This window comes from Streptomyces sp. NPDC005004 (genome assembly GCF_053600675.1).
Genome location: NZ_JBSGAH010000018.1, coordinates 45071 through 68242 on the forward strand (window position 1 = coordinate 45071; position 23172 = coordinate 68242).

The window sequence follows — 23172 nt, forward strand, 5'->3', positions numbered from 1 at the left end:
CGGTCAGGGGCGCGGCGCCGGCAGAGCTGCTGACACCGAGGAGTCTGTGCGGTCGCACTGACGTTCCGTCGCCGTCCCGCTGACGTCCGGCTGACGCACTCCGACCTGCGACGTCAGCCCTCGGGGAGGTGGCTCACGCCTCCCGCGCCAGGCGCCGTACCGCGCGTTCGTACCGGGTGCGGTACTCCGGTTTCTCCGCCACCCGCAGCAGGCACTCCAGCGCCCGGGCCGCGCCCTCGTCGTAGCCCTCGCGCTCCGCCTCGTCCGCCGCGCGCTCCAGGAGGTGGACGCCCTCCTCGTGGGCGGCGAGGGAGAGGTGGGCCTCGCCCGCGGTGGTGAGGAGGAGGGCGCGGCGGGCGGTCTCCTCGTGTTCGGGACCGAGGGCGAGGGCGGTGCGGACGGTGTCCAGGGACCGGTCCGCGTGGCCCGCCGTCAGGAGGGTGCGGGCCAGGTGCTGGAGCGCGAGCATCTCGGTGTGCCGGTCGCCCGCCGCGCGGGCCAGTCCTGCGGCCCGCTCGCAGTCCTCCAGCGCGATGTCGAGGTCGCCGTGCTCGGCGCGGGCCACGGCCAGGTTGATGGTGGCGGTCACCTCGCCCGGCCCGTCCCCGGCCCTGCGTGCCAGCGCGGGCGCGGTCTCCAGCAGGGCCACGGCCTCGCCGGTGCGGCCCTCCTCCGTCAGCACCCAGCCGAGCAGGCTGAGCACCCGCGCCTCGGCGTACGCGTCCTGCCGCACCCGTGCGGAGTCCAGGGCCGACTCCAGCAGCGGCACCCAGCCGTCGCGCACCCGCAGCACCACCTGCGGCCAGTGGAGCAGGACGAGCCGCCAGGCCCGGTCGTGGTACCCGGCAAAGCGCGCGGCGGCCACCGCGCGGGCCAGGTCGTCGCGTTCGGCCGTGAACCAGCCGAGCGCCTCGGCCCGGTCCGCGAACTCCCGTACCGCGCGGGGCTGATGGAAGTCGTCCGGCAGTCCGAAGCAGGCGCCGCCGCCCGGTTCGGCGGTGTCGGTCGCGGCGAGCGCGGTCGCGGTCAGGTGGTCCAGGGCACGGACGAGCGCCTCGGGCCCCGCCTCCGGCTCCATGTCCCGGGCGTACAGCCGGACCAGGTCGTGCAGCGTCCAGCGTCCCGGCGCCGTCTCCGCGACGAGGTGGGCCGCGCCGAGCCGCTCCAGCGTCGCCTGCGCGGCGGCGGAACCGGTGTCCAGGAGCGCCCCGCACGCGTACGCGTCGACATGGCCGCCCGGGTGATGGCCGAGCCGGGCCAGCAACCGTACGGCGTCCGGCGGGAGGTGCTGCACGGTCAGCCGCAGGGCGGCCGCCACCCCGGTGTCGTCCACGGCGAGGCGGGCCAGCCGGCCCCGCTCGTCGGCCAGTTCCGCCGCCAGCGCGGCCAGCGGCCGGCCGGGGCGTCCGGCGAGGCGCGCGGCGACCACCCGCAGGGCCAGCGGGAGCCCACCGCAGAGTTCGGCGAGCCGCTGGGCCGCCACCGGTTCCGCGAGCACGCGCTCCTCGCCGAGCACTCCGGCGAGCAGGGCCATGCCGTCCTGCGGTTCGAGCACGTCCAGCGGCACGGGCCGGGCCGCGTCGGACGCGATGAGCCCTTCGAGACGGTGGCGGCTGGTGACGAGCGTGACGCAGTCGGGTCCGCCGGGCAGCAGGGCCCGTACGGTCGCGGAGTCACGGGCGTTGTCCAGGATGACCAGCAGCCTGCGCCGCTCGGTCAGCGTGCGGAACAGCGCGGCGGCGGCCGACGCCGACTCCGGCACCCGGCGCGGCGGCACCCCGAGCGCGGGCAGGAACTCGCGCAGCACGTCGGTCAGCGTGGGCTCGCCGGTCTCGCTGAAGCCGCGCAGGTCGGCGTAGAGCCGCCCGTCCGGGAAGACGGCCGCCTTGTGGTGCGCCCACTGGAGGGCCAGCGCCGTCTTGCCCACCCCGGCGGGACCGGTGATCAGGCACACGGGCGCCTCGCCCGCCGCCGCGCGGCTGAGCGCGGCCAGCTCCTCCGTACGCCCCTGGAAGCCCCGGGGCGCGCGGGGCAGCAGCTCGGCGGGCGGCACGACGGACACGGCGGGCGCGGGCAGCCGGACCAGAGGATCGGCGGCGACGGCGACCGCCGCCACCGGGGCTTCCGGCGCCGGGGCGGGCGCGGGCGCGACCGGATCGTCCGCGACCTCGCCGCCCCGCAGGATCAGCGCGTAGGCGTCGGCCAGTTCCCGTCCGGGGTCGATGCCCAGCTCGTCGGCGAGCAGCCGCCTGGTGCGGTGGAACCAGTCCAGCGCCTCCGCCTGGCGCCCCGCGCCGTACAGCGCCTTGATCAGCGCGGCGGCCAGCGACTCCCGCATCGGATGCGCGACCGCCTCCGGGCGCAGTACGGCGGCGGCGCGGTGGTGCTCCCCGAGCACGGTGTAGGTGCGCGCCAGTTCCTCGACGGTGGCGAGCCGTGACTCCTCCAGGGTGTGCGCGGCGGCCTGGAGCGGCGGTCCGGTGAAGGCGCCGCCGAGCGCGGGACCCTGCCACAGCGACAGCGCCTCGGTGAGCATCATGGCCGCGTCGGCCGCCTCGCGCTGCTGCCGGGCCATCATCAGCAGCTCCTCGAACCGCTGCGCGTCCAGCAGGGATTCGGGCACCCTCAGGAGGTAGGCGTCGGTGAGCGTGACCAGCTCGACCCCGTACGCCGCCGCGTCCGCCCCGGTGAGCAGGGCGCGCAGCCGGGACACATGCCCCTGGATGACGCTCCGGGCCTGCGAGGGGGGCGCCTCGTCCCACAGCGACTCGGTCAGCCGGGCCACCGAGACGGGGGTGTTGGCCGCCAGCAGCAGCGCGGCCAGCAGGCTGCGGCGCTTGGCGGGACCGAGCGGCAGGGGCCCGGTGAAGGTGTCGACGGAGACCGTCCCGAGCAGCCGGAACTCCACGGGCGACTTCCCTTCGAAGGCGGGTCGCGCCCGGGGCGGGGCACGGATCGCGTATCAGGGTATCGGGGCCTGACGTGCGGCGATGCGCCGCCGGTAGCCTTCGCGCCAGGTACGGGAAGGCGACGGTGAAGGTGCGGTCAGCCCGGCTGGCCCTGGGTGCGCGCGCTCTCGTCCACCGCGTCCTCCTGGTTGCGGTTGGCGTCCAGGTTGGCCTTCATGCGGTCGACGCGGCCGACGATCTGGACGGAGGCGCGCTCGCGTTCCTTGCGCAGCACGATCCAGCTGATCGGCGCGGAGAGGACCAGCGCGAGGAGCACGACCCAGAAGAAGTTGGAGTCACCGAAGCCGCGCGGGAAGAGACCCGAGTAGACGGCTCCCCAGGCGACCACGAGGCAGCCGGCGAAGACGCCGAGACGCATCAGCGTGTAGCGGAGCATGTCCATCCACTTCCGTTCGTACGGTTCGAAGCCCCCAAAGGGGCATCGCCCAGTGAAGCACGCCAACTGGTCGATCTTGGCGGCGGGGCTCAGCGCAGGGGCAGCAGCATGGTGATGTCGTCGCGGTGGTCGCCGGGGGCGACGCGGATGGCGCCGGGCACCCGGCCGACCTCCTGGTAGCCGCAGGAGGCGTAGAAGCGCTCCAGGCCCAGGCCGCCCCGGCAGCCGAGCCGGATCGCCTCTATGCCGTCGAAGCCGCGGGCCGCGTCGGCGGCGGCCGCGAGCAGCTCGCGGCCGTGACCCCGGCCCTGGTGCTCGGGGTGGACCATCACCGTGTACAGCCACAGCCAGTGCGTCATCAGCCGGTGGGTGTTGAAGGTGAGGAACGCGGTCGCCGCGACCCGCCCCTCCTCGTCGTGCCCGACCAGCAGCCTGCTGTGCCCCTCGGCCAGCCGTGCCAGGGTGCGGACCAGCTCCGGGCGTACCTCCTCCGGGGTCACGGGCGCCACGAAGCCGACGGCGCCGCCCGCGTTGGTGACCTCCGCCCACAGGTCGAGCAGACCGTCGCGCAGCTCGGGAGTGACGGCGGGGTCCAGGGTGAAGGTAAGAGCCACGGGGCCAAGGTAGTCATTACCCCGGCCCCGTGGCGACAGCGTTCCAGTGGGCGGTACGGGAGTCCCGCCGCCGCCCGCCTCCGCCTCAGACGCGCATCGCCTGCGGCGTCTCCCGGCGCAGCGGGTCCGGCCCGTCGTACTCGCGGATGATCTCGTAGCGCGTGTTGCGCTCGACCGGGCGGAAGCCCGCGTCGCGGATCAGGTCGAGCAGGTCGTCGCGGGTCAGCTTGTTCGGCGTGCCGTAGTTGTCCGCGTCGTGCGTGATCTTGTACTCGACGACCGAGCCGTCCATGTCGTCCGCGCCGTGCTGGAGGGCGAGCTGGGCGGTCTGCACACCGTGCATCACCCAGAACACCTTCACGTGCGGCACGTTGTCGAACAGCAGCCGGGAGACCGCGAAGGTCTTCAGCGCCTCGGCGCCCGTCGCCATCTGGGTGCGCGCCTGGAGGCGGTTGCGGACCTTGCCGTCCTTCATGTCCACGAAGTCGTGCTGGTAGCGCAGCGGGATGAAGACCTGGAAGCCGTTCGTCTCGTCCTGGAGTTCCCGCAGCCGCAGCACGTGGTCCACGCGGTGGCGCGGCTCCTCGATGTGGCCGTACAGCATCGTGGCCGGGGTCTTCAGACCCTTCTCGTGCGCCAGGCGGTGAATACGCGACCAGTCTTCCCAGTGCGTGCGGTGGTCCACGATGTGCTGGCGGACCTCCCAGTCGAAGATCTCGGCGCCGCCGCCGGTCAGCGACTCCAGGCCCGCGTCGATGAGTTCGTCGAGGATCTCGCTCGCGCTCAGCCCCGAGATGGTCTCGAAGTGGTGGATCTCCGTCGCCGTGAACGCCTTCAGCGAGACCTGCGGCAGCGCGGCCTTCAACTCCCGCAGGGAGCGCGGGTAGTAGCGCCACGGGAGGTTCGGGTGGAGGCCGTTGACGATGTGCAGCTCCGTCAGGTTCTCCGACTCCATCGCCTTGGCCAGCTTCACGGCCTCCTCGATGCGCATCGTGTACGCGTCCTTCTCGCCCGGCTTGCGCTGGAACGAGCAGTAGGCGCAGGACGCCGTGCACACGTTGGTCATGTTGAGGTGACGGTTGACGTTGAAGTGGACCACGTCGCCGTTCTTGCGCGTGCGCACCTCGTGCGCGAGGCCGCCGAGCCAGGCCAGGTCGTCCGACTCGTAGAGTGCGATGCCGTCCTCACGGGTCAGCCGCTCACCGGAGCGGACCTTCTCCTCCAGCTCGCGCTTGAGCCCGACGTCCATACCAACACCTTTCGCCGACAACCTGGCCAACCGTACTCCCCCGAACACCTGCCCCCGGACCGCTACACCTCTTCGGGCAGCTCGCCCACGCGGTTCTCCCACTTGGTGGAGAGGACGATCGTGGTGCGGGTGCGCGAGACGCCCTTGGTGCCGCTGAGTCTGCGGATCGTCTTCTCCAGACCGTCCACGTCCGAGGAACGGACCTTCAGCATGAAGGAGTCGTCACCGGCGATGAACCAGCAGTCCTCGATCTCCGGCAGGTCCTTGAGCCGGCGCGCCACGTCCTCGTGGTCGGCGGCGTCCGACAGCGAGATGCCGATCAGCGCCGTCACACCGAGACCGAGAGAGGCCGCGTCCACGGTCGCGCGGTAACCGGTGATGACCCCGGCCGCCTCCAGCCGGTTGATCCGGTCCGTGACGCTCGGCCCCGACAGACCGACCAGGCGGCCCAGCTCCGCGTACGAGGCCCGGCCGTTCTCCCTCAGGGCCTGGATGAGCTGCCTGTCCACCGCGTCCATGCGATCGAAGCCTTCCGGTCTGAAATTGCCAAGTGGAGTGAGAAGTACTGCCGATGGAGAAGGACCGCTACGTGCTCTGCGCCCCGCCGCCCAGTTCGCCCTTCCAGCGCCGGTACAGCCCGTGCCCGACGCCCGCCGCGTCCAGCACCCGCCCGGCCACGAAGTCCACCAGGTCCTGGATGTGGGTGGCGCCCGCGTAGAAGGCGGGCGAGGCGGGGACGACGCTCGCGCCCGCGTCGTCCAGGGCGACGAGGTGGCGCAGGGTCTGGCCGTTCAGCGGGGTCTCCCGTACGGCCACGACCAGCGGGCGGCGCTCCTTGAGCGTGACGCTCGCCGCGCGCTGGAGCAGGTCCTTGGACAGCCCGAGGGCGACTCCGGCGACGCACGCGGTGGACGCGGGGACGATCAGCATCCCCTTGACGGGGTACGACCCCGAGGACGGCCCCGCAGCCAGGTCCCCCGCGCTCCAGTACCGCACGCCGCTCACGTCCGCCGCGAAGGTGCCGGGCTTGCCGTCCGCGCCGCGCCCCAGCCACTCCCGCAGGTCCTCCTGCCAGTGCGCGTCGCGGAACGAGATGCCCGTCTCGTCCAGCAGCGTCAGCCGCGAGGCCCGGCTGACCACCAGGTCCACCGCCTCACCGGCGTCCAGCAGCGCCCGCAGCACGGCAGCCGCGTACGGCGTCCCGGAAGCTCCGGAAACCCCCACGATCCAAGGCACGCGCTGCGATTCTCCTGCGTTCACACCTTGAGAGTACCGGCGTGACGGGCTGTGCTCAGGCCGGGTGGGGGCCTTGGGGCTTCGTACCCACGCGAGAGCGAAGGTCCGGCACCCCGGCAGGTGTTGCTGGGGTGCCGGACCGAACCCCGCGTCGGCGGGGACAACCGGCTGAACAGCGCCTTCTTGTCGACAAACGGTGGACCACCCCCGCTGGGGCGGGGACTGCCACGAAACCAGTCCGGCTGCCGACCTGGGTTCATGCCCTCACCGCTCGATCACTCGATCGAGTCAGACCGTCAGACCCCGCACCAGCAGGTCCAGCAGCGCGCACACGAAAAGGGCGATCCCGATGAAGCCGTTCACGCTGAAGAACGCCCTGTTCAGGCGGGACAGGTCGTGCGGCCGCACGATCCGGTGCTCGTACACGAACGCCGACCCCACGATCACCAGGCCCAGCCAGAAGAACGCGCCCGCGTGGGTGGCGAGGGCGTACCAGACGAAGAGGGCCATCGTCAGGGCGTGGCAGACGCGCGCGCCCCAGATCGCCGCCGGGATGCCGAAGCGGGCCGGGACCGACTTCACGCCGATCTCCCGGTCGGTCTCGACGTCCTGGCAGGCGTAGATCAGGTCGAATCCGCCGATCCAGATGCCGACCGCGAGCCCGAGGATCACCGCCTCCCAGGACCAGGTGCCGGAGATCGCCAGCCAGCCGCCGACCGGACCCATCGCCTGGGCGAGACCCAGGATGGCCTGCGGGAAGTTGGTGAAGCGCTTGCCGTAGGGATAGACCACCATCGGGATCACCGCGACCGGCGCGAGCGCCAGGCACAGCGGGTTCAGCAGGGCGGCCGAGCCGAGGAAGACGATCAGCGCCACCAGCGCGCCGGTCCAGGCGTGCCGTACCGACATCGCGCCGGTGACCAGCTCGCGGTGGGCGGTGCGCGGGTTACGGGCGTCGATCTCGCGGTCGATGATCCGGTTGACGGCCATCGCGAAGGTGCGCAGGCCGACCATGCAGATGGTGACCAGGAGCAGCCGGGCCCAGTGGACGTTCCTGTCCCACTGGTACATCGCGGTGAGCGAGGCGATGTAGGCGAAGGGCAGCGCGAAGACCGAGTGCTCGATCATCACCAGGCGCAGGAAGGCTTTGGTGCGCCCCGGCTGGGGGATCGCGGCGGCGGACGAGGTGCTCACAGCCCGTACTCCTTCCAGCGCCGGTCCACCAGCGCCGCCGTGGCCGGGTCGGACAGGACCATGTCCGGCCAGCCCCCGTCCCTCGTGTAGCCCTCCTCGGGCAGCTTCTTCGTCGCGTCGATGCCCGCCTTGCCGCCCCAGAACTGCTGGTAGGAGGCGTGGTCGAGGTGGTCGACGGGACCTTCGGCGACCACCAGGTCCCGCGCGTAGTCGGTGTTGCCGAGCGCCCGCCACGCGACCTCGTGCAGATCGTGCACGTCGCAGTCGGAGTCGACGACCACGATCAGCTTGGTCAGGGACATCATGTGAGCCCCCCAGATCGCGGACATCACCTTCTGCGCGTGCTTCGGGTACTTCTTGTCGATCGAGACGATCGCGCAGTTGTGGAAGCCGCCGGCCTCGGGGAGGTGGTAGTCCACGATGTCCGGGACGATGATCTTCAGCAGCGGCAGGAAGAAGCGCTCGGTGGCGCGGCCCAGCGGACCGTCCTCCGTCGGCGGGCGGCCGACCACGATGGACTGGAGCAGCGGCCGCTTCCGCATCGTCACGCAGTCGATCCTCAGCGCGGGGAACGGTTCCTGCGGGGTGTAGAACCCGGTGTGGTCGCCGAAGGGTCCCTCGGGCAGCATCTCGCCGGGCTCCAGCCAGCCTTCGAGGACGACCTCGGCGTTGGCCGGGACCTGGAGCGGCACGGTCTTGCAGTCGACCATCTCGATCCGCTTCCCCGCGATGAACCCGGCGAACATGTACTCGTCGATGTCGCCGGGGAGCGGGGCGGTGGAGGCGTAGGTGACGGCGGGCGGGCAGCCGAAGGCGATGGCGACCGGGAGCCGCTCACCCCGGCGGGCGGCGACCTGGTAGTGGTTGCGGCTGTCCTTGTGGATCTGCCAGTGCATGCCGATGGTGCGCCTGTCGTGCCGCTGGAGCCGGTACAGGCCGAGGTTGCGCACGCCGGACTCGGGGTCCTTGGTGTGGGTGAGCCCGAGGTTGAAGAAGGAGCCGCCGTCCTTGGGCCAGGTGAACAGGGCGGGCAGCGCGTCGAGGTCCACGTCGTCGCCGGTGAGGACGACCTCCTGGACGGGCGCGTTGTCGCCCTTGACCTTCTTCGGCGGGACGTGCGCCATCGCGCCGAGCTTGCCGAACGCCTCGCGGACACCGACGAAACCGTGCGGCAGCTCGGGCCGCAGCAGTCCGCCGATCTTGTCGGAGATCTCCGCGTACGACTTCAGACCGAGCGCCTTGAGCAGGCGGCGGTCGGTGCCGAAGACGTTCATCGCCAGGGGCATCGCGGAGCCCTTGACGTTCTCGAAGAGCAGTGCCGGTCCGCCGGCCTTCTGCACCCGGTCGACGATCTCACCGACCTCCAGGTACGGGTCGACCTCGGCCTTGATGCGCTTGAGGTCGCCCTCGCGCTCCAGCGCCCGCAGCAGGGAGCGAAGATCGTCATAAGCCATGTGTCCCAGTATCGGCCACCGGATACGCTGGCTCGGTCACCGGGGCCGTACACACCGTCGGGAGAACGCGCGCCCATGCTCAGGTATCTGCCGTTCCTGCTGGTCCTGGCCCTGTGGATCTACGCCTTCGTGGACTGTCTGAACACCCCCGAGGACGAGGTCCGCCATCTCCCCAAGCTCGCCTGGGTCGTCGTCATCCTCCTCTTCGGCGAGATCCTGGTCGGCCCCGTGGCCTGGCTGCTCGCGGGCAAGGTGCGACACCGGCCCGCCCCCGCGACCACCTGGGTCGCCCCGGACGACAACCCGGAGTTCCTGAAGTCCCTGGAGAAGGACGACCCCGACCGGGACTGAGGGCGCGCGCGACCTGCTGGGCATGACCCCGACCGCCCGTCACACCGGCCCGGAGGCGGTGCTCCCCCGCCGGGTCACCGTGTCCGTGCCGGCTACCGCGTACCGGCCCCGCTGACGGCACGTTTCCCCGTCGCCCCCGGCCGGGCACAGTGCCCGCATGGACACGGAGTTGGCGCGGGCCTGGCTCGCCACCGCCCTGGAAGAGGCCCATACCGGGCGTGCCGAGGGCGGGGTGCCGGTCGGGGCCGCGCTGTACGGCCCGGACGGCGAGCTGCTCGGGCGCGGGCGGAACCGGCGGGTGCAGCACGACGACCCCTCGGTGCACGGCGAGACGGACGCGTTCCGGGCGGCGGGGCGGCAGCGGTCGTACCGGGGGACGACCATGGTCACCACGCTCTCGCCGTGCTGGTACTGCTCCGGTCTGGTGCGGCAGTTCGGGATCTCGCGGGTGGTGATCGGGGAGGCGGAGACGTTCTCCGGCGGGCACGAGTGGCTCGCCTCGCACGGGGTGGAGATCGTGCTGCTGGACGATCCGGAGTGCGTGGCGCTGATGCGGGGGTTCGTCGAGGAGCGGCCGGAGCTGTGGTTCGAGGACATCGGGGTGTGAGGACGCGCCGGGTGCCGCCCCCGCTCCGGCCCCGGTGAAGGTCACGGTCGGTTAATCACTTCCGCGTTCGGCTCGCCATCCGTTCCGCTGAAATGACCGGCGCGGGCATGTCTCCACCGCTCGGGACGGCATTCCCTTGAGCGGGGGCCCGTCCAGTGGGCCCCCTCTGCGATCGGAGACGCGTGCGAATCACTGACATCCAGCGCTGCGAGGTCCGGCCGGGACGGCTCGTCGAGTGGACGCTGAGTCCGGCGACCGTCGCGGCGGCGGCGAGCCTGCCGGAGGACTCCCGGCCCCCGGCCTACATCCAGGAGTCGCACATCAGGACCGCGAGGTCCGTCCGGGAGGACGGCCTGTTCGTGCCGACCTGGCTGGGCGCCTCCTTCGACCTGCCGGGCCCGGTCGATCTCGACGTGCTCCAGGAGGCGCTGCGCTCCTGGACCGTACGGCACGAGACGCTGCGCAGCGGCTTCCGCTGGGCGGGCGAGAACGACGCGGAGCTGCGCCGGTTCACGCTGGACGCGGACGACGTCACCCTGCACCGGGAGACGGTCGGCGACTTCCCGGACGGCGAGGCGCTGGCCGGGCACCTCCAGGACCGGTTCGACACGGTGGCGGACGCGCTGCGCTGGCCGAACCTGATCTACGCGGCGGTCGTCCGCGACGACTCGGCCACCGTCTTCCTCGCCTTCGACCACAGCAACGTGGACGCCTACTCGCTGCACGGCATCCCGGCCGAGATCGAGGAGCTGTACACGGCCGGGCTCCAGGGGCGCGGCCCGGTGGTGCGCACCCCGGCGGCGAGTTACGTGGACTTCTGCGAGATCGAGCGCGCGGACGCGGACCGGCTCGGCGGCGACCACGCGATCGTCTCCCGCTGGCGGGAGTTCATCCAGCGCTGCGACGGCACGCTGCCCTCGTTCCCGGTGGACCTCGGCGTGGAGCCGGGCGGCCCGCTGCCGAGGCAGAAGATGATCTGCGAGCCGCTGGTGGACGCGGAGACGGCGGCCGCGTTCGAGGCGTACTGCCGCCCCTACGGCGGGAGCCTGGTCGGGCTGCTCGCGGCCACCGCGCTGATCGTGCACGAGCTGGGCGAGCAGCCGGTGTACCGCACGGTGGTGCCCTTCCACACCCGGGTGAAGTCCCGCTGGACCGACTCGGTCGGCTGGTACGTCGGCGGTGCCCCCATCGAGGTCCCGGTGTCCCACACCCCCGACCTCACGGCCACGCTGCGCACGGTCCGCGCCGAGCTGCAGGCGAACCGCGCGCTGTCCCGGATGCCGCTGGCCCGCGTCCTGCGCCTGCTCGGCGCCGACTTCCGCCCCACCTCGCCGGACCTGTACTCGATCGTGTCGTACGTCGACACCCGGGGCATCGCGGGCGCCGACCGCTGGACCGACCAGAAGGCCCACGCCCTGCTCCGGGTCTCCTACGGCGACCAGGTCTGCGTCTGGGTCAGCCGCCTCCACGACGGTCTCTGGCTGGCCAGCCGCCACCCCGACACGGACGTGGCGACGAAGAACATGCGGCTGTACGTGGAGCGCCTGCGCGACCTGATGTCGACCCTCCCGGGCTGACCGGGGCGCCGCCGGCGTGGGGAGGAGAGAGTTCGCCGGGGTGAGCGGGCGGGCTCGTCGGGCTGAGGCACGGACCTGCGGAGCCGAGCGCGCGTCCCTGCCGGGTGAGCTGCCGGGCCACGGGGACGGGCCCGCGGCCCTGCCGGGCAAGCCCCAGCGCTCGGGGCGCGAGCGGACGGGCCCTGCCGGGCCGAGGCTGCGCGATGCGGCGGGGCAGGTCGGTGCGGCGGTCAGTCCAGTGCCGTGAGCAGCCGTTCGAAGCGCTCGCGCCAGTCCGTCTCCGTCGCGCCCTCGCCCTGGAACTCGTGGGTGAAGCGCAGCGCGCTGCCGTTCTCGCCGTCGCGCTCGAGGTGGAAGCGGATGCGGCCGCCACCCTCGACGGTGTACTCGGCGACGCGGTCCACGTCCCAGGCGGTGATGCGGCCCGCGCCCAGGCCGCGCAGGGCGACGGTGCCGTCGAGGCGGGGTTCGAGGACGTCCACCGGGGTGCACCAGCCGGTCAGGCCCTCGGCGGTGGCCAGCGCGGGCCAGATGTCCTCCATGGACCGCGGGACACGCACCAGGAGATGGAGTATGTGCGTGTTCCCGTGGGTCTGACTGGTGCCCTGTTCGATGGAACCGCTCATGGCACCAGTGTCCCGTACCGGCCGGTCACACGCCCGCGTAGGAGTGCTTGCCGCTCACGAAGATGTTGACGCCGTAGTAGTTGAACAGCCAGCACGCGAAGGCGAGCATCGCCAGGTAGGCGGCCTTGCGGCCCTTCCACCCTGCGGTGGCGCGGGCGTGCAGGTAGCAGGCGTAGCCGATCCAGGTGATGAAGGACCAGGTCTCCTTGGGGTCCCAGTTCCAGTAGCGGCCCCAGGCGTCGCCCGCCCAGATCGCGCCCGCGATGATCGTGAATGTCCACAGCGGGAAGACGGCCGCGTTGACCCGGTAGGCGAACTTGTCCAGCGAGGCGGAGGCGGGCAGCCGCTCCAGGACCGAGGTCGCGAAGGCGCCCGGCTTGCCGCCGGTCTGGAGCTTGTTCTCGTAGGAGTCCTTGAACAGGTACAGGATCGTGGCGACCGCGCCGACGTAGAACACCGCGCCGCAGAAGATCGCGGTGGAGACGTGGATGTACAGCCAGTACGAGTGCAGGGCCGGGACGAGCTGGTCGCTGGCCGTGTAGAGCACGGTGACCGCGAGGCCGAGGTCGAGCAGGACCGTGGTGATCAGGAACAGGCCGAGCCAGCGCACGTTCTTCTTCAGCGCGAGCAGCCCGAGGTACACGCCGACGGCGACCGTGGAGAAGGTGATGTTGAACTCGTACATGTTGCCCCAGGGGGCACGCTGCACGGAGGCCGCGCGGGCGACCACACCGGCCAGCTCCACGAGGAACGCGAGGACGGTCAGGGAGATGGCGATCCGGCCGTACAGGTCGCCCTGGGCGTCGCCGCCGTGGGCGCCGGGGCCGTCCGGCACGTCCCGGGCGCCGGCCGCCTGGCGGACGACGACCTGGGGCCGCTCCAGAACGGCTGTCCCGCCCGCCTTCTTGACGGTGACGGCGGGCCCCTCGGCCCTAGCCGCCCCGCCCTCGGCCGTGAGCGCGGCGGCGGTGCGGCCGACCTTGCTGCGGCTGCCGAAGAGCCATTCGGCGATGTACGCGAAGAAGGCCAGGGTGTAGACGGCCATCGACGAGTAGATCAGCGTGTTGCTGACACTCGCGAGGTGTTCGTTGGTGGCGGCGGCGAGAATCACTGCTCAGCCCCTTCGGCAGGTACGGCGCGGGATGCGCCGGTGTCGTCGTTGGTGTCGTCGTCGGCGGGGGCGGCGCTTTCGGGGGCGCCCGGCGCGGTGTCGTAGAGCCTTCCGGCGAGGTCGGAGAGTTCCTCGGGGACCTTCGCGGACTCGCTGCGGCCGAGGCCGGCCATCTCCACGACGGTCACGCCGTCGGGGCCCGTCACCGCCCGGACCCACACGCGGCGGCGCTGGATGAACAGGGACGCGGCGAGACCGAAGATCGCGCCGAGCGCGCCCGCGAGGGCCCAGCCGGCGCCGGGCTCCTGGACGATCTCGAAGCCCGCCCATTCCTTCACGTTCTTCTCGAAGGTGACGGACCCCGCGCCGTTCGGCAGCTTCATGGTCTGGCCGGGCTTGAGGTTGTCCCTGAGCTGGGCGCCCTTGGGGTCCTTGAAGCCCTTCATGTGCCGCTGGTCGAGCTGGTAGACGCTCTGCGAGAGCCCCGCGTCCACGCCGAGGTCGCCGTGGTACGGCTCCAGGTTGAGGACCGGGTTGAGCAGCGCCGGGAACTGGGAGAGGACGGAGGCGCCGCCGCCGTAGGTCGGCAGGAAGAAGGCGCGGATGCCGAGCTGCTCCTTGGTGCCCTTGGCGTCGCGGTAGCCGTCCATGACCTTGATGACGCCCTGCGAGGTGACGTTGCCGTCGAGCGGGAGCAGGGGCACGGCGTCGTGGTAGACGACGTTGCCCTTGCCGTCGCGGACGGTGATCACGGGGGCGTAGCCGTGGCTGACGAGGTAGACCTTGGAGTCGCCGATCTTCAGCGGCTCGTTGACCTTGACGGTGGTGGTGCGCTGCTTTCCGTACGCGCCCTCGCTGTAGGCGATCCGCGCCTGGAAGGTGCGCGGGGTGCCGCGGTTGGGTCCGGTCATCTCGTAGGTGCCGGTGAAGTCCTTCAGGTCGAAACTGAAGGGCACCAGGTCGTCGCCCTGGAACATGCTGCCGGACTTGAAGTCGTCGTACATCGGCAGCGCGTTGGAGAAGCCGTCGCCCTCGACCATCAGCTTGGTGCCGTCGGACTTGAACATCTGGCCCGAGGCGAAGGCGACGAGCAGCACGATGAGGGCGACGTGGAAGACCAGGTTGCCCAGCTCGCGCACGTAGCCCTTCTCGGCGGCGACCGCGTCGCCCACCCGGTGGGCGCGGAAGCGGCGCTTCCTCAGCAGCGCGAGCGCCGTCTCGCGGACCTGCTCGGGGTCGGCGGTGGTGCGCCAGGTGGTGTACGCCGGGAGCCGGTCCAGCCGCTTCGGCGCGCCCGGCGGGCGGCCGCGGAGCTGGCCGACGAACTGCCAGGTGCGCGGGACGATGCAGCCGATGAGGGAGACGAACAGCAGGATGTAGATCGCGGAGAACCACACCGAGCTGTAGACGTGGAAGAGCCCGAGCTTGTCGTAGACGGGCGCGAGCGTGGTGTGCGCCTTGCGGAAGTCGTCGACCTTGTTGGCGTCGGCGCCGGTCTGCGGGATCAGCGAGCCGGGGATCGCGCCGAGCGAGAGCAGCAGGAGCAGCAGCAGCGCGACCCGCATGGAGGTGAGCTGCCGCCAGAACCAGCGGGCCCAGCCGATCACGCCCAGCGAGGGCGGCGTCGACAGGTCCTCCTGGGGCGCGGTGGACAACTGGGAGCCGGCCGCGCCCAGGCCCTCCGGGGAGGTGTCGGTAGTGGTCTTGCTCATCAGATCCCCACAGAGAAGCCGTCGGACCAGGTCTGCATCTCCCGCACCAGGTGGTCCCAGGCCCCGGTCAGCAGCAGCACACCGGTCACGATCATCATCGTGCCGCCGATGCGCATCACCCAGACATAGTGGCGTTTGACCCAGCCGAACGCGCCGAGCGCCTTGCGGAAGGCGACGGCGGTGAGCACGAAGGGCACGCCGAGCCCCAGGCAGTACGCGACGGTGAGTATCGCGCCCCGGCCCGCGCTCGCCTGCTGGGAGGAGAGGGCGACGACGGAGGCGAGGGTCGGGCCGATGCAGGGCGTCCAGCCGATCCCGAAGAGGGCGCCGAGCAGGGGCGCGCCGAGAAGTCCGGTGGCCGGGCGCCGGTGGAAGCGGAACTCGCGCTGGGTCAGCCAGGGCATCAGGCCCATGAAGAAGACACCGAGCAGGATCATGAGCACGCCGAGCACCCGGGTCAGGACGTCCTTGTAGCTCTGCAGGGTCTGGCCGAAGAACCCGAAGAGGGCGCCGCCGGAGACGAACACGACGGTGAAGCCGAGCACGAACAGGGCGGCGCCGGTCGCCATCCGGCCGCGCCGGGCGTCGGCCAGGTCGGTGCCGGTGACGCCGGTCACGTAGGAGAGGTAGCCCGGCACCAGCGGCAGGACGCAGGGCGAGAAGAAGGAGACGAGCCCGCCGAGCACCGCGACGGGCAGGGCGAGCAGCAGGGCGCCGTTGAGCACGGTCTGGTTCTGCCCGCCGGCGGCGAGCGTGAGGAGCGGACTCACGTCACTTCTCCGCCGCGACCGGCTTGAGCATCTCCCGCAGCGCGAGGTCGTCGAGCTGCTCCAGGGCGCGCGCGGCGATCTTCCCGTGCCTGTCGATGATCAGGGTGGAGGGAATGAGCTGCGGGTTGAGCGTGCCCTTCTTGAAGCGGAGCATGAGCTTGCCCGTGGGGTCGTACAGGCTGGGGTACGTGATGCCGTTGGCCTTTTCGAAGTTGCGGGGCTGGGTGGTGTTGGAGTCGCGGGTGTTGATCCCGACGAACTGCACGCCCTTGTCCGCGTACTCCTTGGAGACCTTGGAGAAGTACTTCGCCTCCGCGCGGCAGGGACCGCACCAGGAGCCCCAGACGTTGATGACGACGACCTTGCCCCGGTAGTCGGCGACGTCCAGGCTCTTGCCGTCGATGGTCTTCCCGGACAGGTCCGGTGCCTTGACGCGGCGGGCCGGGGCGACGGTGTCGACGCCGTTGTCGCCGGTGACGAAGTTGGTGTCGCCGCCCCCGCCGGAGATTCCGCCGTTGCCGCACGCGGACAGGCCCAGGGCCGCGAGGGCGGTCACGGCACCGAGCAGAGCGGCGCGGCTACGGGTACTCATGTGAAAAGTTTCGCATGGCTGTTCCGGGGCTTTCGCGCGCCCCCCTGCTGGCGGAAAACCCCATTTCAGCCGGTATTTACACCGGGCAAAACGGACACGCCGTCACGCCTTGGCATGGAATCCCTTCCAGCCCCCGGCGGGCTTCTGCCCCACGTCCAGCGTGCGCAGCCCGGCGAGGACCTCGGGCTTCTGCACGTCGAGCCAGTCGGTGAACTGGCGGAAGGAGACGAGACGCACGTCGGCGCCCTTCTCCTTCTCGCGCGCGATGTGCTTGAACGCCTCCTCGACCGCGTCCATGTAGAGACCGCCGTTCCACTGCTCGAAGTGGTTGCCGATGAAGAAGGGCGCGCGGTTGGTCTCGTAGGCCCGCTGGAAGCCGGATATGTACGCCTGCGCGGACTGCTTGCGCCACCCCGGGTAGTTGTAGGCGGGGGCGTTGGTCGAGTTCACGGACTGGTTGGCGAGCATGTTGTAGTCCATGGACAGGACCTCGAAGGAGTGTCCGGGGAAAGGTATCTGCTGAAGGGGCAGATCCCAGACGCCCAGCCGCTTGGACGGCCAGACCTGGCGGCCGCCGGGCGAGGAGGCGTCGTAGCGCCAGCCCAGCTCGCGGGCGGTGGGCAGCAGGTTGTTCTGGCCGAGCAGACAGGGCGTACGGCCGCCGGTCAGCTCCTTGTCGTAGTCGAAGGGGAGCGAGGGCAGGTCGGTCCAGCCCGTGTTGGTGCGCCACTCCTTGACGAAGGACTTGGCCTGCTCGATCTCGCTCTTCCACTGACGGGGCGTCCAGTTGGCGACCGTGCCGTAACCGCCGCAGAAGTGGCCGTTGAAGTGGGTGCCGATCTCGTGGCCCTCCAGCCACGCCCGGTGGACGTTGGCCAGCGTGGCCTTGACGTGCGCGTCGGTGAGGTAGCCGATGTCGGAGGCGCCGCGCGGGTTGTTCGGCGGGTTGTAGAGCCGCTTCTTCGACTCCGGGAGCAGATAGAGCCCCGAGAGGAAGAAGGTCATGCTCGCCCCGTGCTCCTTGGCCAGATCCAGGAAGCGCGGGAAGAGGCCGTTGCCGACCTCTCCGGCGCCGTCCCAGGAGAAGACCACGAACTGGGGCGGGGTCTGGCCCGGCTCCAGCGGTTCGGGGCGGGCGGGCTGGTGGGGCTGCGCACCGGTGAAGGAGGTGGAGCCGTCGCCGATGGGGCGGGCCTTGGGGCGGGCGGGATGACTCTTGCCGTCTCCCGCGTGCTTCCCGGAACCGGGCCCATGGCCGCCGGCGTCCGGGGAGTGGGCGGACTTCACGGTCCCGCAGCCCGCGAGTCCCGCGGCCGCCGCCGCGCCCGCGCCGAGCCCGAGTATTCCCCTCCGGGAGATGGTGTGCATGGGTTCCCCGATCCGTCACGCCCGCTGGTGTCACTCAGTCAGAGGGCGTGACGAACGGGTAGGTTCCGTGATCCACCGTCATTTTCGCGGCGGACACGACAAAGACACGCGAACTACGCCTTATGGGCGGATTCAGGACCGCGATATCCCGGTCCCGGCTCCGCCCCGGCTCGTTCAGGCCCCGAACGCCTTGCCCTGTCCGGCACCCTTGGCGGGCTTGGCACCCGCGTGGAGGTGGGCCGGGACCAGGTCGATGGCGGGCTCGCTGTAGCCGACGGAGACGATCTTGTCACCCCGGAAGGTGAAGCTCGTCAGCGAGGCGAGGGTGCACTGCCGCTTGCGCGGGTCGTGCCAGAGCCGGCGCCGCTCGACGTAGGAGCGCAGGATCCAGATCGGGAGCTGGTGGCTGACCAGCACCGCCTCGTGCCCCCGGGCCCGGTCCTTGGCCGCGTTCAGCGCGCCCGTCATGCGCACGACCTGGTCGATGTACGGCTCGCCCCAGGACGGCTTGAACGGGTTGACCAGGTGCTTCCAGTTCTCCGGCTTGCGCAGCGCGCCGTCGCCGACACCGAAGGTCTTGCCCTGGAAGACGTTCTCGGCCTCGATCAGCCGCTCGTCGGTGGCGAGGTCGAGCCCGTGCGCCTTGGCGATCGGGGTGGCGGTCTCCTGCGCGCGCTCCAGCGGCGAGGAGACGACGTAGGTGATGTCGCGCGGGGCGAGGTGCTCGGCGACCCGCTCGGCCATCCGGCGCCCCAGCTCGGAGAGGTGGTAGTCGGGCAGACGGCCGTAGAGGACACCTGCGGGGTTGTCGACCTCGCCGTGCCGCATGACGTGGACGACCGTGATGTCCTGCTCGTTCGTCCCGTTGTCACCGGTGTGGGTGCTCACGCGGTCGCCTCCGCGGCGGCTCGGGCCGCCGCCGGGAGGGCGTCGGCGATCTTCTGGATGGCCCGCTCGTCGTGGGCCGTGGACACGAACCAGGACTCGAAGGACGACGGCGGGAGGTACACGCCGTCCGACAGCATCGAGTGGAAGAACGCGTTGAAGCGGAACGACTCCTGCCGCTTGGCGTCCTCGTAGGTACGCACCTGGCGGTCGGTGAAGAACACCGAGAACATGTTGGACGCGGTCTGCAGCCGGTGCGTCACGCCCTCCTTGCTCAGCGCCTCGGTGACCAGGGCCTGGATCTGCGCGGAGACCGCGTTCACCTTGTCGTACGCCGCGTCGTCGAGCAGCCGGAGCTGGGCGAGACCGGCGGCGGTGGCGACCGGGTTACCGGAGAGGGTGCCCGCCTGGTAGACCGGGCCCGCCGGGGCGAGGTGGGCCATGACGTCGGCGCGGCCGCCGAACGCGGCGGCGGGGAAGCCGCCGCCCATCACCTTGCCGAAGGTCATCAGGTCCGGGACGACGCCGTCGACGCCGAACCAGCCCGCGCGGGAGGTGCGGAAGCCGGTCATCACCTCGTCGGAGATGAACAGCGCGCCGTTCTTGGCGCAGGCGTCCTTCAGACCCTGGTTGAACCCGGGGTCCGGGGGGACGACGCCCATGTTGCCCGGCGACGCCTCGGTGATCACACAGGCGATCTCGCCCGGGTGCCGGTGGAACGCCTCCTGCACGGCCTCCAGGTCGTTGTACGGCAGCACGATCGTGTCCCCGGCCTGCGCGCCCGTGACACCGGGGGTGTCGGGCAGCGCGAAGGTGGCGACACCGGAACCGGCGGCGGCGAGCAGGGAGTCGACGTGGCCGTGGTAGCAGCCGGCGAACTTGATCACCTTGGCGCGGCGGGTGAAGCCGCGGGCCAGCCGGATCGCGCTCATGGTCGCCTCGGTGCCGCTGCTGACCAGGCGCACCTGGTCCACGGGGGCGATCCGGGCCACGATCTCCTCGGCGAGCGCGACCTCGCCCTCGCCGGGCGTGCCGAAGGACGTGCCGCGCGCGACCGCCTCCTGCACGGCGGCGATGACCTCGGGGTGCGAGTGCCCGAGGATCATCGGACCCCAGGAGCACACCAGGTCCACGTACTCGCGCCCGTCGGCGTCCGTCAGGTACGGACCGCTGCCGGAGACCATGAACCGGGGCGTGCCGCCGACGGCGCGGAAGGCGCGCACCGGGGAGTTCACCCCGCCCGGGGTGACGGCGGAGGCACGGTCGAAGAGCGCCTGGGATGCGGGCGCGTCGTAGGGATAGGGCGTTTCGCTCTGGGCACTCATGGCGTGCGACTACTCCGGCTTCTCGGACTCCGGTTGCGGGGTGACTCCCTCAGAGTAGGCGGTGGGGCGGGAGGGAGAGGGGGAGCGGGGGGCGCGCTGCGGGTGCGGGGTGGGGGTGAAAGTGCGGGTGCGACGGCGCGGACGGGGGTTCGGACGGGGGGTTCGAATCTTTCGATCGGGGTCCGCCTGGCCTTCCTTCCGGAACCCCTGGCCGATCTTTGACGATCTGCGAGACTGACACCTGATACACACACCTCATGCGGCACGTAGTGATCGGGGACCGGGGGTTTTCCTGCGGACTGAAGATTCACCGCACGTTTCGGCGGGCGGCCGTGGGGGAGGTCACTGACACGATGATCGGGTTGCGCGGCGGGGGCCACGCGTCCTAGAAAAGCACTCGGGTGGAGATATGCATCGCGGTGGCGGACTGGGCGAGGGGACTGATGACCTGGGTCCTCGGCGAGCCCGGCGGGGAAGGCACCGGCGCGAAGCGGAGGAAGCGACCGAAGCACGTCAGGCTGACGCACGTCAGACACAGGGTGTACCGAGTGAGCCCGAGCGGCACGACCGGCAGATCGACCGCCGGCCCGACGACCGGGCCGAGAGCCTCCGGTTGGGGAGCAGGAATGGTGGTCGGGTGGGGGTGACGTACAAGTACTTCGGTGCGCCGGACGGTGCGACCGCGGCCCGCGTCCCCATCTCGATGCGTCCCGAGGAACTCGGCGGCGACGAGCTGGGCATGAACGGCATGTTCACCAAGATCAAGCCGGAGACGATGGCGGCGATGGTGCTGACGGGCATCGAGGGCGTCCCCCTGCACAAGGTGCCGCCACTCGAACTCGTCGTCCTGCACCCGGACTACGCGGTGGTCAAACTCCCCATGACCGTGGTGGACCCCCTCCGCGACATAGGCGAGGAAGCGGTGGGCGCGGCGGCGTTCATCTGGTCGACGGTCCCGGACCGGGGCGGACCGCGGGACGCGTTCAACGTGTACCAACTGCTGCACGAGTGGCAGGACTTCAGTCACCGTCTGCATGAGGCGGGGCATCAGCCGTACTGCCTGGTCTGGCCCTGACGGCCGGTCGGGGCGTCGGTCCGTCGACCGCGCGTCGTGGCCGACAGCCCTGCCCGGGTGCGGTACGCGCGCGTCGGTGCGCGGGGTAGGCCGGCCGGCCGAGGTGACCGATCGCGGCGAAGGCGCCGACCGGCTGCCGCGGGGACCGACCCTCCGAGAGTCGGGTGCCGGGGAGCCGGAGGCGGGTGCCGTACACGACCGTTCCCCTGCCCGCCCCCTCCCACTGGCCCGCCCTCACCAGCGCCCTCCTCCTCGGCGCCGCCGCCTTCTGCGCCCTCGGCGTCGCGGTCGCCGCCCTGATCCGCAACGCGGAAGCGGCCCCTGCGGTGGTCCAACTGGTCCTGTTCCCGCTGGTGTTCATGTCGGGCACCTACATGCCGATCCACTCCCCCGCCCTGAACTCCCTCGCCTCCGCCCTCCCGGTGAAACCCTTCAACGACGCCCTCCTCCATGCCTTCACCCCGGGCCCCGCGACCCTCCCCTGGAGCGACTTCGGCGTACTGGCGCTGTGGGGGGCGGCGGGCGCGGTGGTGGCGGTGCGGAGGTTCCGGTGGGATCAGGGGCGGGGGGAGTGACGGACGAGGTCACCTGCGGCCGGGTCGCACGCACCCCGCCCGGCCGCAGGGCGCCGCGTCAGAGCGTGATCGTCGCGTGGATCATGCGGTGGTCCGAGAGGGACGGGTCGACGACCTCGCAGGCGTAGGTGGCGCCGGTGGGGCCGAAGAGGTAGTCGATCTTGTTGTTGCCGTCGGTGGGAGCGCCGGTCTGGGGGGAGGCGGGGGTGGGCTGGGCGCACTCCTGGTGGGAGGCGTACAGGCTCGACAGCACGGAGACGTCGGCGGTGGTGGTGTTGAGGTCGCCGCCGAGGAAGGGGGTGTAGCCGCGGCCCTGGAGGCCGTCGACGATGCCCTTGAGGGCGTCGGACTGCTGGCGGCGGTACGTGCCGTCGGGGTCGTCACCGGCCTGATTGCCGTCGACGAAGTACGAGCCGCTGCTGAAGTGCGCGTTGCAGTAGACGGTCCCGGCTTCGGGGACGGTGGCGCACAGGGCGGGACGCTGTTCCTTCTTGTCGGGCGAGGGCAGGGTGTAGCCGCGGTACCAGGTGTTGGTGTCCTTGACCGCCAGCGCGATGCCGAAGGAACCCCGGTCCGTGCCGCTGGCGCTGTCGGAGCAGGTCTTCTGGGCCATGAGACCGGTGCCTGTGGTGCCGTCGGCGGCGACGACCTTGTAGTACGTGGGCGCGAACCGTACGTCCCAGCCACCGCCGAGCCGGCTCTCCAACTGGAGCTCCAGCGGCTTGGCGGCCTTCTCGCAGATCTCCTGGAAGAAGATCGCCTCGGGGCGGTGGTTGAGGTAACCGGCCACGCCGGAGGCGACGTTGGTGCCGACGGTGTCACCGTCGGCGTACTGCAGCTTGCACGCCGCGCTGTCGTTGTTGTTGGCGCACACGTTCCACGAGGCGATGTCGTGCCGCCCGGAGGCCGTCACGGCCGACTGCGGGGGTGCGCCCGTGTCGCCGGTGCCGCCGACCGCCTCGAAGGTGAAGCGCTCCCAGCTGCCGACCGAGGAGGAACGGGCGCGCAGCAGACCCTGGTCGCCGCCGGTGTAGTTGAACTCGGCGGTGACGTAGAGGCCGTTGGCGGCGGACTTCAGCGCGAACTGGCCTCCGCCCTGCGGGACGACGTAAAAGCGCTCCCAGGAGCCGCTGTTGGTACCCCGGGCGCGCAGCATCCCGCTCTGGGTGCCGGTGGTGTCGACCTCCGAGGTGACGTAGAGACCGTTCTCCTCGTTCCGGAGCGAGACGGTCGTGCCGTAACCGACGCCCTTGATGTTGTCGGTGTGCAGCGTGAAGGTCTCCCAGCTCCCCACGGAGGTCGAGCGGGCCCGCAATTTGCCGTTCTGGTCGCCGGAGTCGTTGACCTCGGCGGAGACGTACACCCCGTTGACCTTGAGGGCCCAGCGCTGACCGGTGGACGACGGCGGGGCCGAGGCGGCGAGCGCGGACGTGGCGGGCAGTGCCACCACGCCGGTGAGGGCGGCCAGCACGGTCGCCAGAAGAAGACACAGTCTTCGCATGATTC

At 71.2% G+C, this 23172-nt stretch carries 22 protein-coding genes; 5 read left to right on the forward strand and 17 right to left on the reverse strand.

Annotation, left to right across the window (positions count from 1 at the left end; genetic code table 11):
* Positions 1-133: 133 nt before the first annotated feature.
* The 8 genes from ACWEEU_RS24020 to ACWEEU_RS24055 form a co-directional block, all read right to left on the reverse strand.
* Positions 134-2908, reverse strand: coding sequence for an AfsR/SARP family transcriptional regulator (locus ACWEEU_RS24020; protein WP_451734870.1), 2775 nt, complete (start codon positions 2906-2908; stop codon positions 134-136).
* A gap of 137 nt (positions 2909-3045) precedes the next feature.
* Positions 3046-3345, reverse strand: a complete 300-nt coding sequence (locus ACWEEU_RS24025; RefSeq protein ID WP_385739439.1) for a DUF4229 domain-containing protein — start codon at positions 3343-3345, stop codon at positions 3046-3048.
* A gap of 89 nt (positions 3346-3434) precedes the next feature.
* The gene (locus ACWEEU_RS24030) at positions 3435-3959 is read right to left on the reverse strand and encodes an N-acetyltransferase family protein (RefSeq protein WP_451734872.1); all 525 of its coding nucleotides are present in this window, start codon (positions 3957-3959) and stop codon (positions 3435-3437) included.
* A gap of 85 nt (positions 3960-4044) precedes the next feature.
* The gene (mqnE, locus tag ACWEEU_RS24035) at positions 4045-5208 is read right to left on the reverse strand and encodes an aminofutalosine synthase MqnE (protein ID WP_451734874.1); all 1164 of its coding nucleotides are present in this window, start codon (positions 5206-5208) and stop codon (positions 4045-4047) included.
* 62 nt (positions 5209-5270) lie between these two features.
* A complete protein-coding gene (locus tag ACWEEU_RS24040; RefSeq protein ID WP_385739430.1) occupies positions 5271-5726 on the reverse strand; it encodes an Lrp/AsnC family transcriptional regulator in 456 nt (151 codons plus the stop codon).
* Positions 5727-5793: 67 nt separating this feature from the next.
* Complete coding sequence (locus tag ACWEEU_RS24045) at positions 5794-6444, reverse strand: UbiX family flavin prenyltransferase (protein WP_385739495.1); 651 nt, start codon at positions 6442-6444, stop codon at positions 5794-5796.
* A gap of 288 nt (positions 6445-6732) precedes the next feature.
* Positions 6733-7638, reverse strand: coding sequence for a menaquinone biosynthesis prenyltransferase MqnP (gene mqnP, locus ACWEEU_RS24050; RefSeq protein WP_451734876.1), 906 nt, complete (start codon positions 7636-7638; stop codon positions 6733-6735).
* Complete coding sequence (locus ACWEEU_RS24055) at positions 7635-9092, reverse strand: menaquinone biosynthesis decarboxylase (RefSeq protein WP_451734878.1); 1458 nt, start codon at positions 9090-9092, stop codon at positions 7635-7637. Before ACWEEU_RS24055 ends, mqnP begins: the two co-directional genes overlap by 4 nt.
* Positions 9093-9167: 75 nt before the next feature.
* Here ACWEEU_RS24055 and ACWEEU_RS24060 point away from each other — a divergent pair, with 75 nt between their 5' ends.
* From ACWEEU_RS24060 to ACWEEU_RS24070, 3 genes are all read left to right on the forward strand, one after another.
* Positions 9168-9443, forward strand: coding sequence for a PLD nuclease N-terminal domain-containing protein (locus ACWEEU_RS24060; RefSeq protein WP_385739420.1), 276 nt, complete (start codon positions 9168-9170; stop codon positions 9441-9443).
* Between the two features lie 157 nt (positions 9444-9600).
* Complete coding sequence (locus tag ACWEEU_RS24065) at positions 9601-10050, forward strand: nucleoside deaminase (RefSeq protein ID WP_451734880.1); 450 nt, start codon at positions 9601-9603, stop codon at positions 10048-10050.
* A 182-nt stretch (positions 10051-10232) separates the two neighbouring features.
* Positions 10233-11627 carry a condensation domain-containing protein gene (locus ACWEEU_RS24070; protein ID WP_385739414.1) on the forward strand — a complete coding sequence of 465 codons (1395 nt, stop codon included), beginning with the start codon at positions 10233-10235 and terminating at the stop codon, positions 11625-11627.
* 230 nt (positions 11628-11857) lie between these two features.
* Here ACWEEU_RS24070 and ACWEEU_RS24075 read toward each other — a convergent pair whose 3' ends face one another.
* The 8 genes from ACWEEU_RS24075 to hemL form a co-directional block, all read right to left on the reverse strand.
* Positions 11858-12253, reverse strand: coding sequence for a hypothetical protein (locus ACWEEU_RS24075; protein WP_451734882.1), 396 nt, complete (start codon positions 12251-12253; stop codon positions 11858-11860).
* A 25-nt stretch (positions 12254-12278) separates the two neighbouring features.
* Positions 12279-13364 (reverse strand): c-type cytochrome biogenesis protein CcsB, encoded by a 1086-nt coding sequence (ccsB, locus tag ACWEEU_RS24080; RefSeq protein WP_385739408.1) that lies wholly within the window; start codon positions 13362-13364, stop codon positions 12279-12281.
* A complete protein-coding gene (gene resB / locus ACWEEU_RS24085; protein ID WP_451734884.1) occupies positions 13361-15076 on the reverse strand; it encodes a cytochrome c biogenesis protein ResB in 1716 nt (571 codons plus the stop codon). Before resB ends, ccsB begins: the two co-directional genes overlap by 4 nt.
* Positions 15076-15846, reverse strand: coding sequence for a cytochrome c biogenesis CcdA family protein (locus tag ACWEEU_RS24090; RefSeq protein ID WP_385739402.1), 771 nt, complete (start codon positions 15844-15846; stop codon positions 15076-15078). Before ACWEEU_RS24090 ends, resB begins: the two co-directional genes overlap by 1 nt.
* Before the next feature lies 1 nt (position 15847).
* Complete coding sequence (locus ACWEEU_RS24095; protein ID WP_451734886.1) at positions 15848-16438, reverse strand: TlpA family protein disulfide reductase; 591 nt, start codon at positions 16436-16438, stop codon at positions 15848-15850.
* Between the two features lie 102 nt (positions 16439-16540).
* Entirely contained in the window at positions 16541-17806 is a 1266-nt protein-coding gene (locus tag ACWEEU_RS24100; RefSeq protein WP_385739397.1) for a polysaccharide deacetylase family protein, read from the reverse strand.
* Between the two features lie 174 nt (positions 17807-17980).
* Positions 17981-18634 carry a histidine phosphatase family protein gene (locus tag ACWEEU_RS24105; protein ID WP_385739492.1) on the reverse strand — a complete coding sequence of 218 codons (654 nt, stop codon included), beginning with the start codon at positions 18632-18634 and terminating at the stop codon, positions 17981-17983.
* A 56-nt stretch (positions 18635-18690) separates the two neighbouring features.
* The gene (hemL, locus tag ACWEEU_RS24110; RefSeq protein WP_385739394.1) at positions 18691-20016 is read right to left on the reverse strand and encodes a glutamate-1-semialdehyde 2,1-aminomutase; all 1326 of its coding nucleotides are present in this window, start codon (positions 20014-20016) and stop codon (positions 18691-18693) included.
* A gap of 409 nt (positions 20017-20425) precedes the next feature.
* Between hemL and ACWEEU_RS24115 the strand changes: the two genes are divergently transcribed.
* Together ACWEEU_RS24115 and ACWEEU_RS24120 are read left to right on the forward strand one after the other, a co-directional pair.
* Entirely contained in the window at positions 20426-21091 is a 666-nt protein-coding gene (locus ACWEEU_RS24115; RefSeq protein WP_385739391.1) for a hypothetical protein, read from the forward strand.
* Between the two features lie 185 nt (positions 21092-21276).
* Positions 21277-21666 (forward strand): ABC transporter permease, encoded by a 390-nt coding sequence (locus ACWEEU_RS24120; protein ID WP_451734889.1) that lies wholly within the window; start codon positions 21277-21279, stop codon positions 21664-21666.
* Between the two features lie 58 nt (positions 21667-21724).
* Here the strand turns inward: ACWEEU_RS24120 and ACWEEU_RS24125 are convergent, their stop codons facing one another.
* Complete coding sequence (locus tag ACWEEU_RS24125) at positions 21725-23167, reverse strand: fascin domain-containing protein (RefSeq protein ID WP_385739385.1); 1443 nt, start codon at positions 23165-23167, stop codon at positions 21725-21727.
* Positions 23168-23172: the final 5 nt, after the last annotated feature.

Coding starts and splice junctions, on each gene's coding strand:
- ACWEEU_RS24075 (WP_451734882.1), bottom strand. CDS start 12,253: ATGAGCGGTTCCATCGAACAGGGCACCAGTCAGACCCACGGGAACACG.
- ACWEEU_RS24095 (WP_451734886.1), bottom strand. CDS start 16,438: ATGAGTACCCGTAGCCGCGCCGCTCTGCTCGGTGCCGTGACCGCCCTC.
- resB (WP_451734884.1), bottom strand. CDS start 15,076: ATGAGCAAGACCACTACCGACACCTCCCCGGAGGGCCTGGGCGCGGCC.
- ACWEEU_RS24125 (WP_385739385.1), bottom strand. CDS start 23,167: ATGCGAAGACTGTGTCTTCTTCTGGCGACCGTGCTGGCCGCCCTCACC.
- ACWEEU_RS24065 (WP_451734880.1), top strand. CDS start 9,601: ATGGACACGGAGTTGGCGCGGGCCTGGCTCGCCACCGCCCTGGAAGAG.
- ACWEEU_RS24060 (WP_385739420.1), top strand. CDS start 9,168: ATGCTCAGGTATCTGCCGTTCCTGCTGGTCCTGGCCCTGTGGATCTAC.
- ACWEEU_RS24055 (WP_451734878.1), bottom strand. CDS start 9,092: ATGGCTTATGACGATCTTCGCTCCCTGCTGCGGGCGCTGGAGCGCGAG.
- mqnE (WP_451734874.1), bottom strand. CDS start 5,208: ATGGACGTCGGGCTCAAGCGCGAGCTGGAGGAGAAGGTCCGCTCCGGT.
- ACWEEU_RS24105 (WP_385739492.1), bottom strand. CDS start 18,634: ATGCGGCACGGCGAGGTCGACAACCCCGCAGGTGTCCTCTACGGCCGT.
- ACWEEU_RS24040 (WP_385739430.1), bottom strand. CDS start 5,726: ATGGACGCGGTGGACAGGCAGCTCATCCAGGCCCTGAGGGAGAACGGC.
- ACWEEU_RS24115 (WP_385739391.1), top strand. CDS start 20,426: ATGCATCGCGGTGGCGGACTGGGCGAGGGGACTGATGACCTGGGTCCT.
- hemL (WP_385739394.1), bottom strand. CDS start 20,016: ATGAGTGCCCAGAGCGAAACGCCCTATCCCTACGACGCGCCCGCATCC.
- ACWEEU_RS24025 (WP_385739439.1), bottom strand. CDS start 3,345: ATGCTCCGCTACACGCTGATGCGTCTCGGCGTCTTCGCCGGCTGCCTC.
- ACWEEU_RS24100 (WP_385739397.1), bottom strand. CDS start 17,806: ATGCACACCATCTCCCGGAGGGGAATACTCGGGCTCGGCGCGGGCGCG.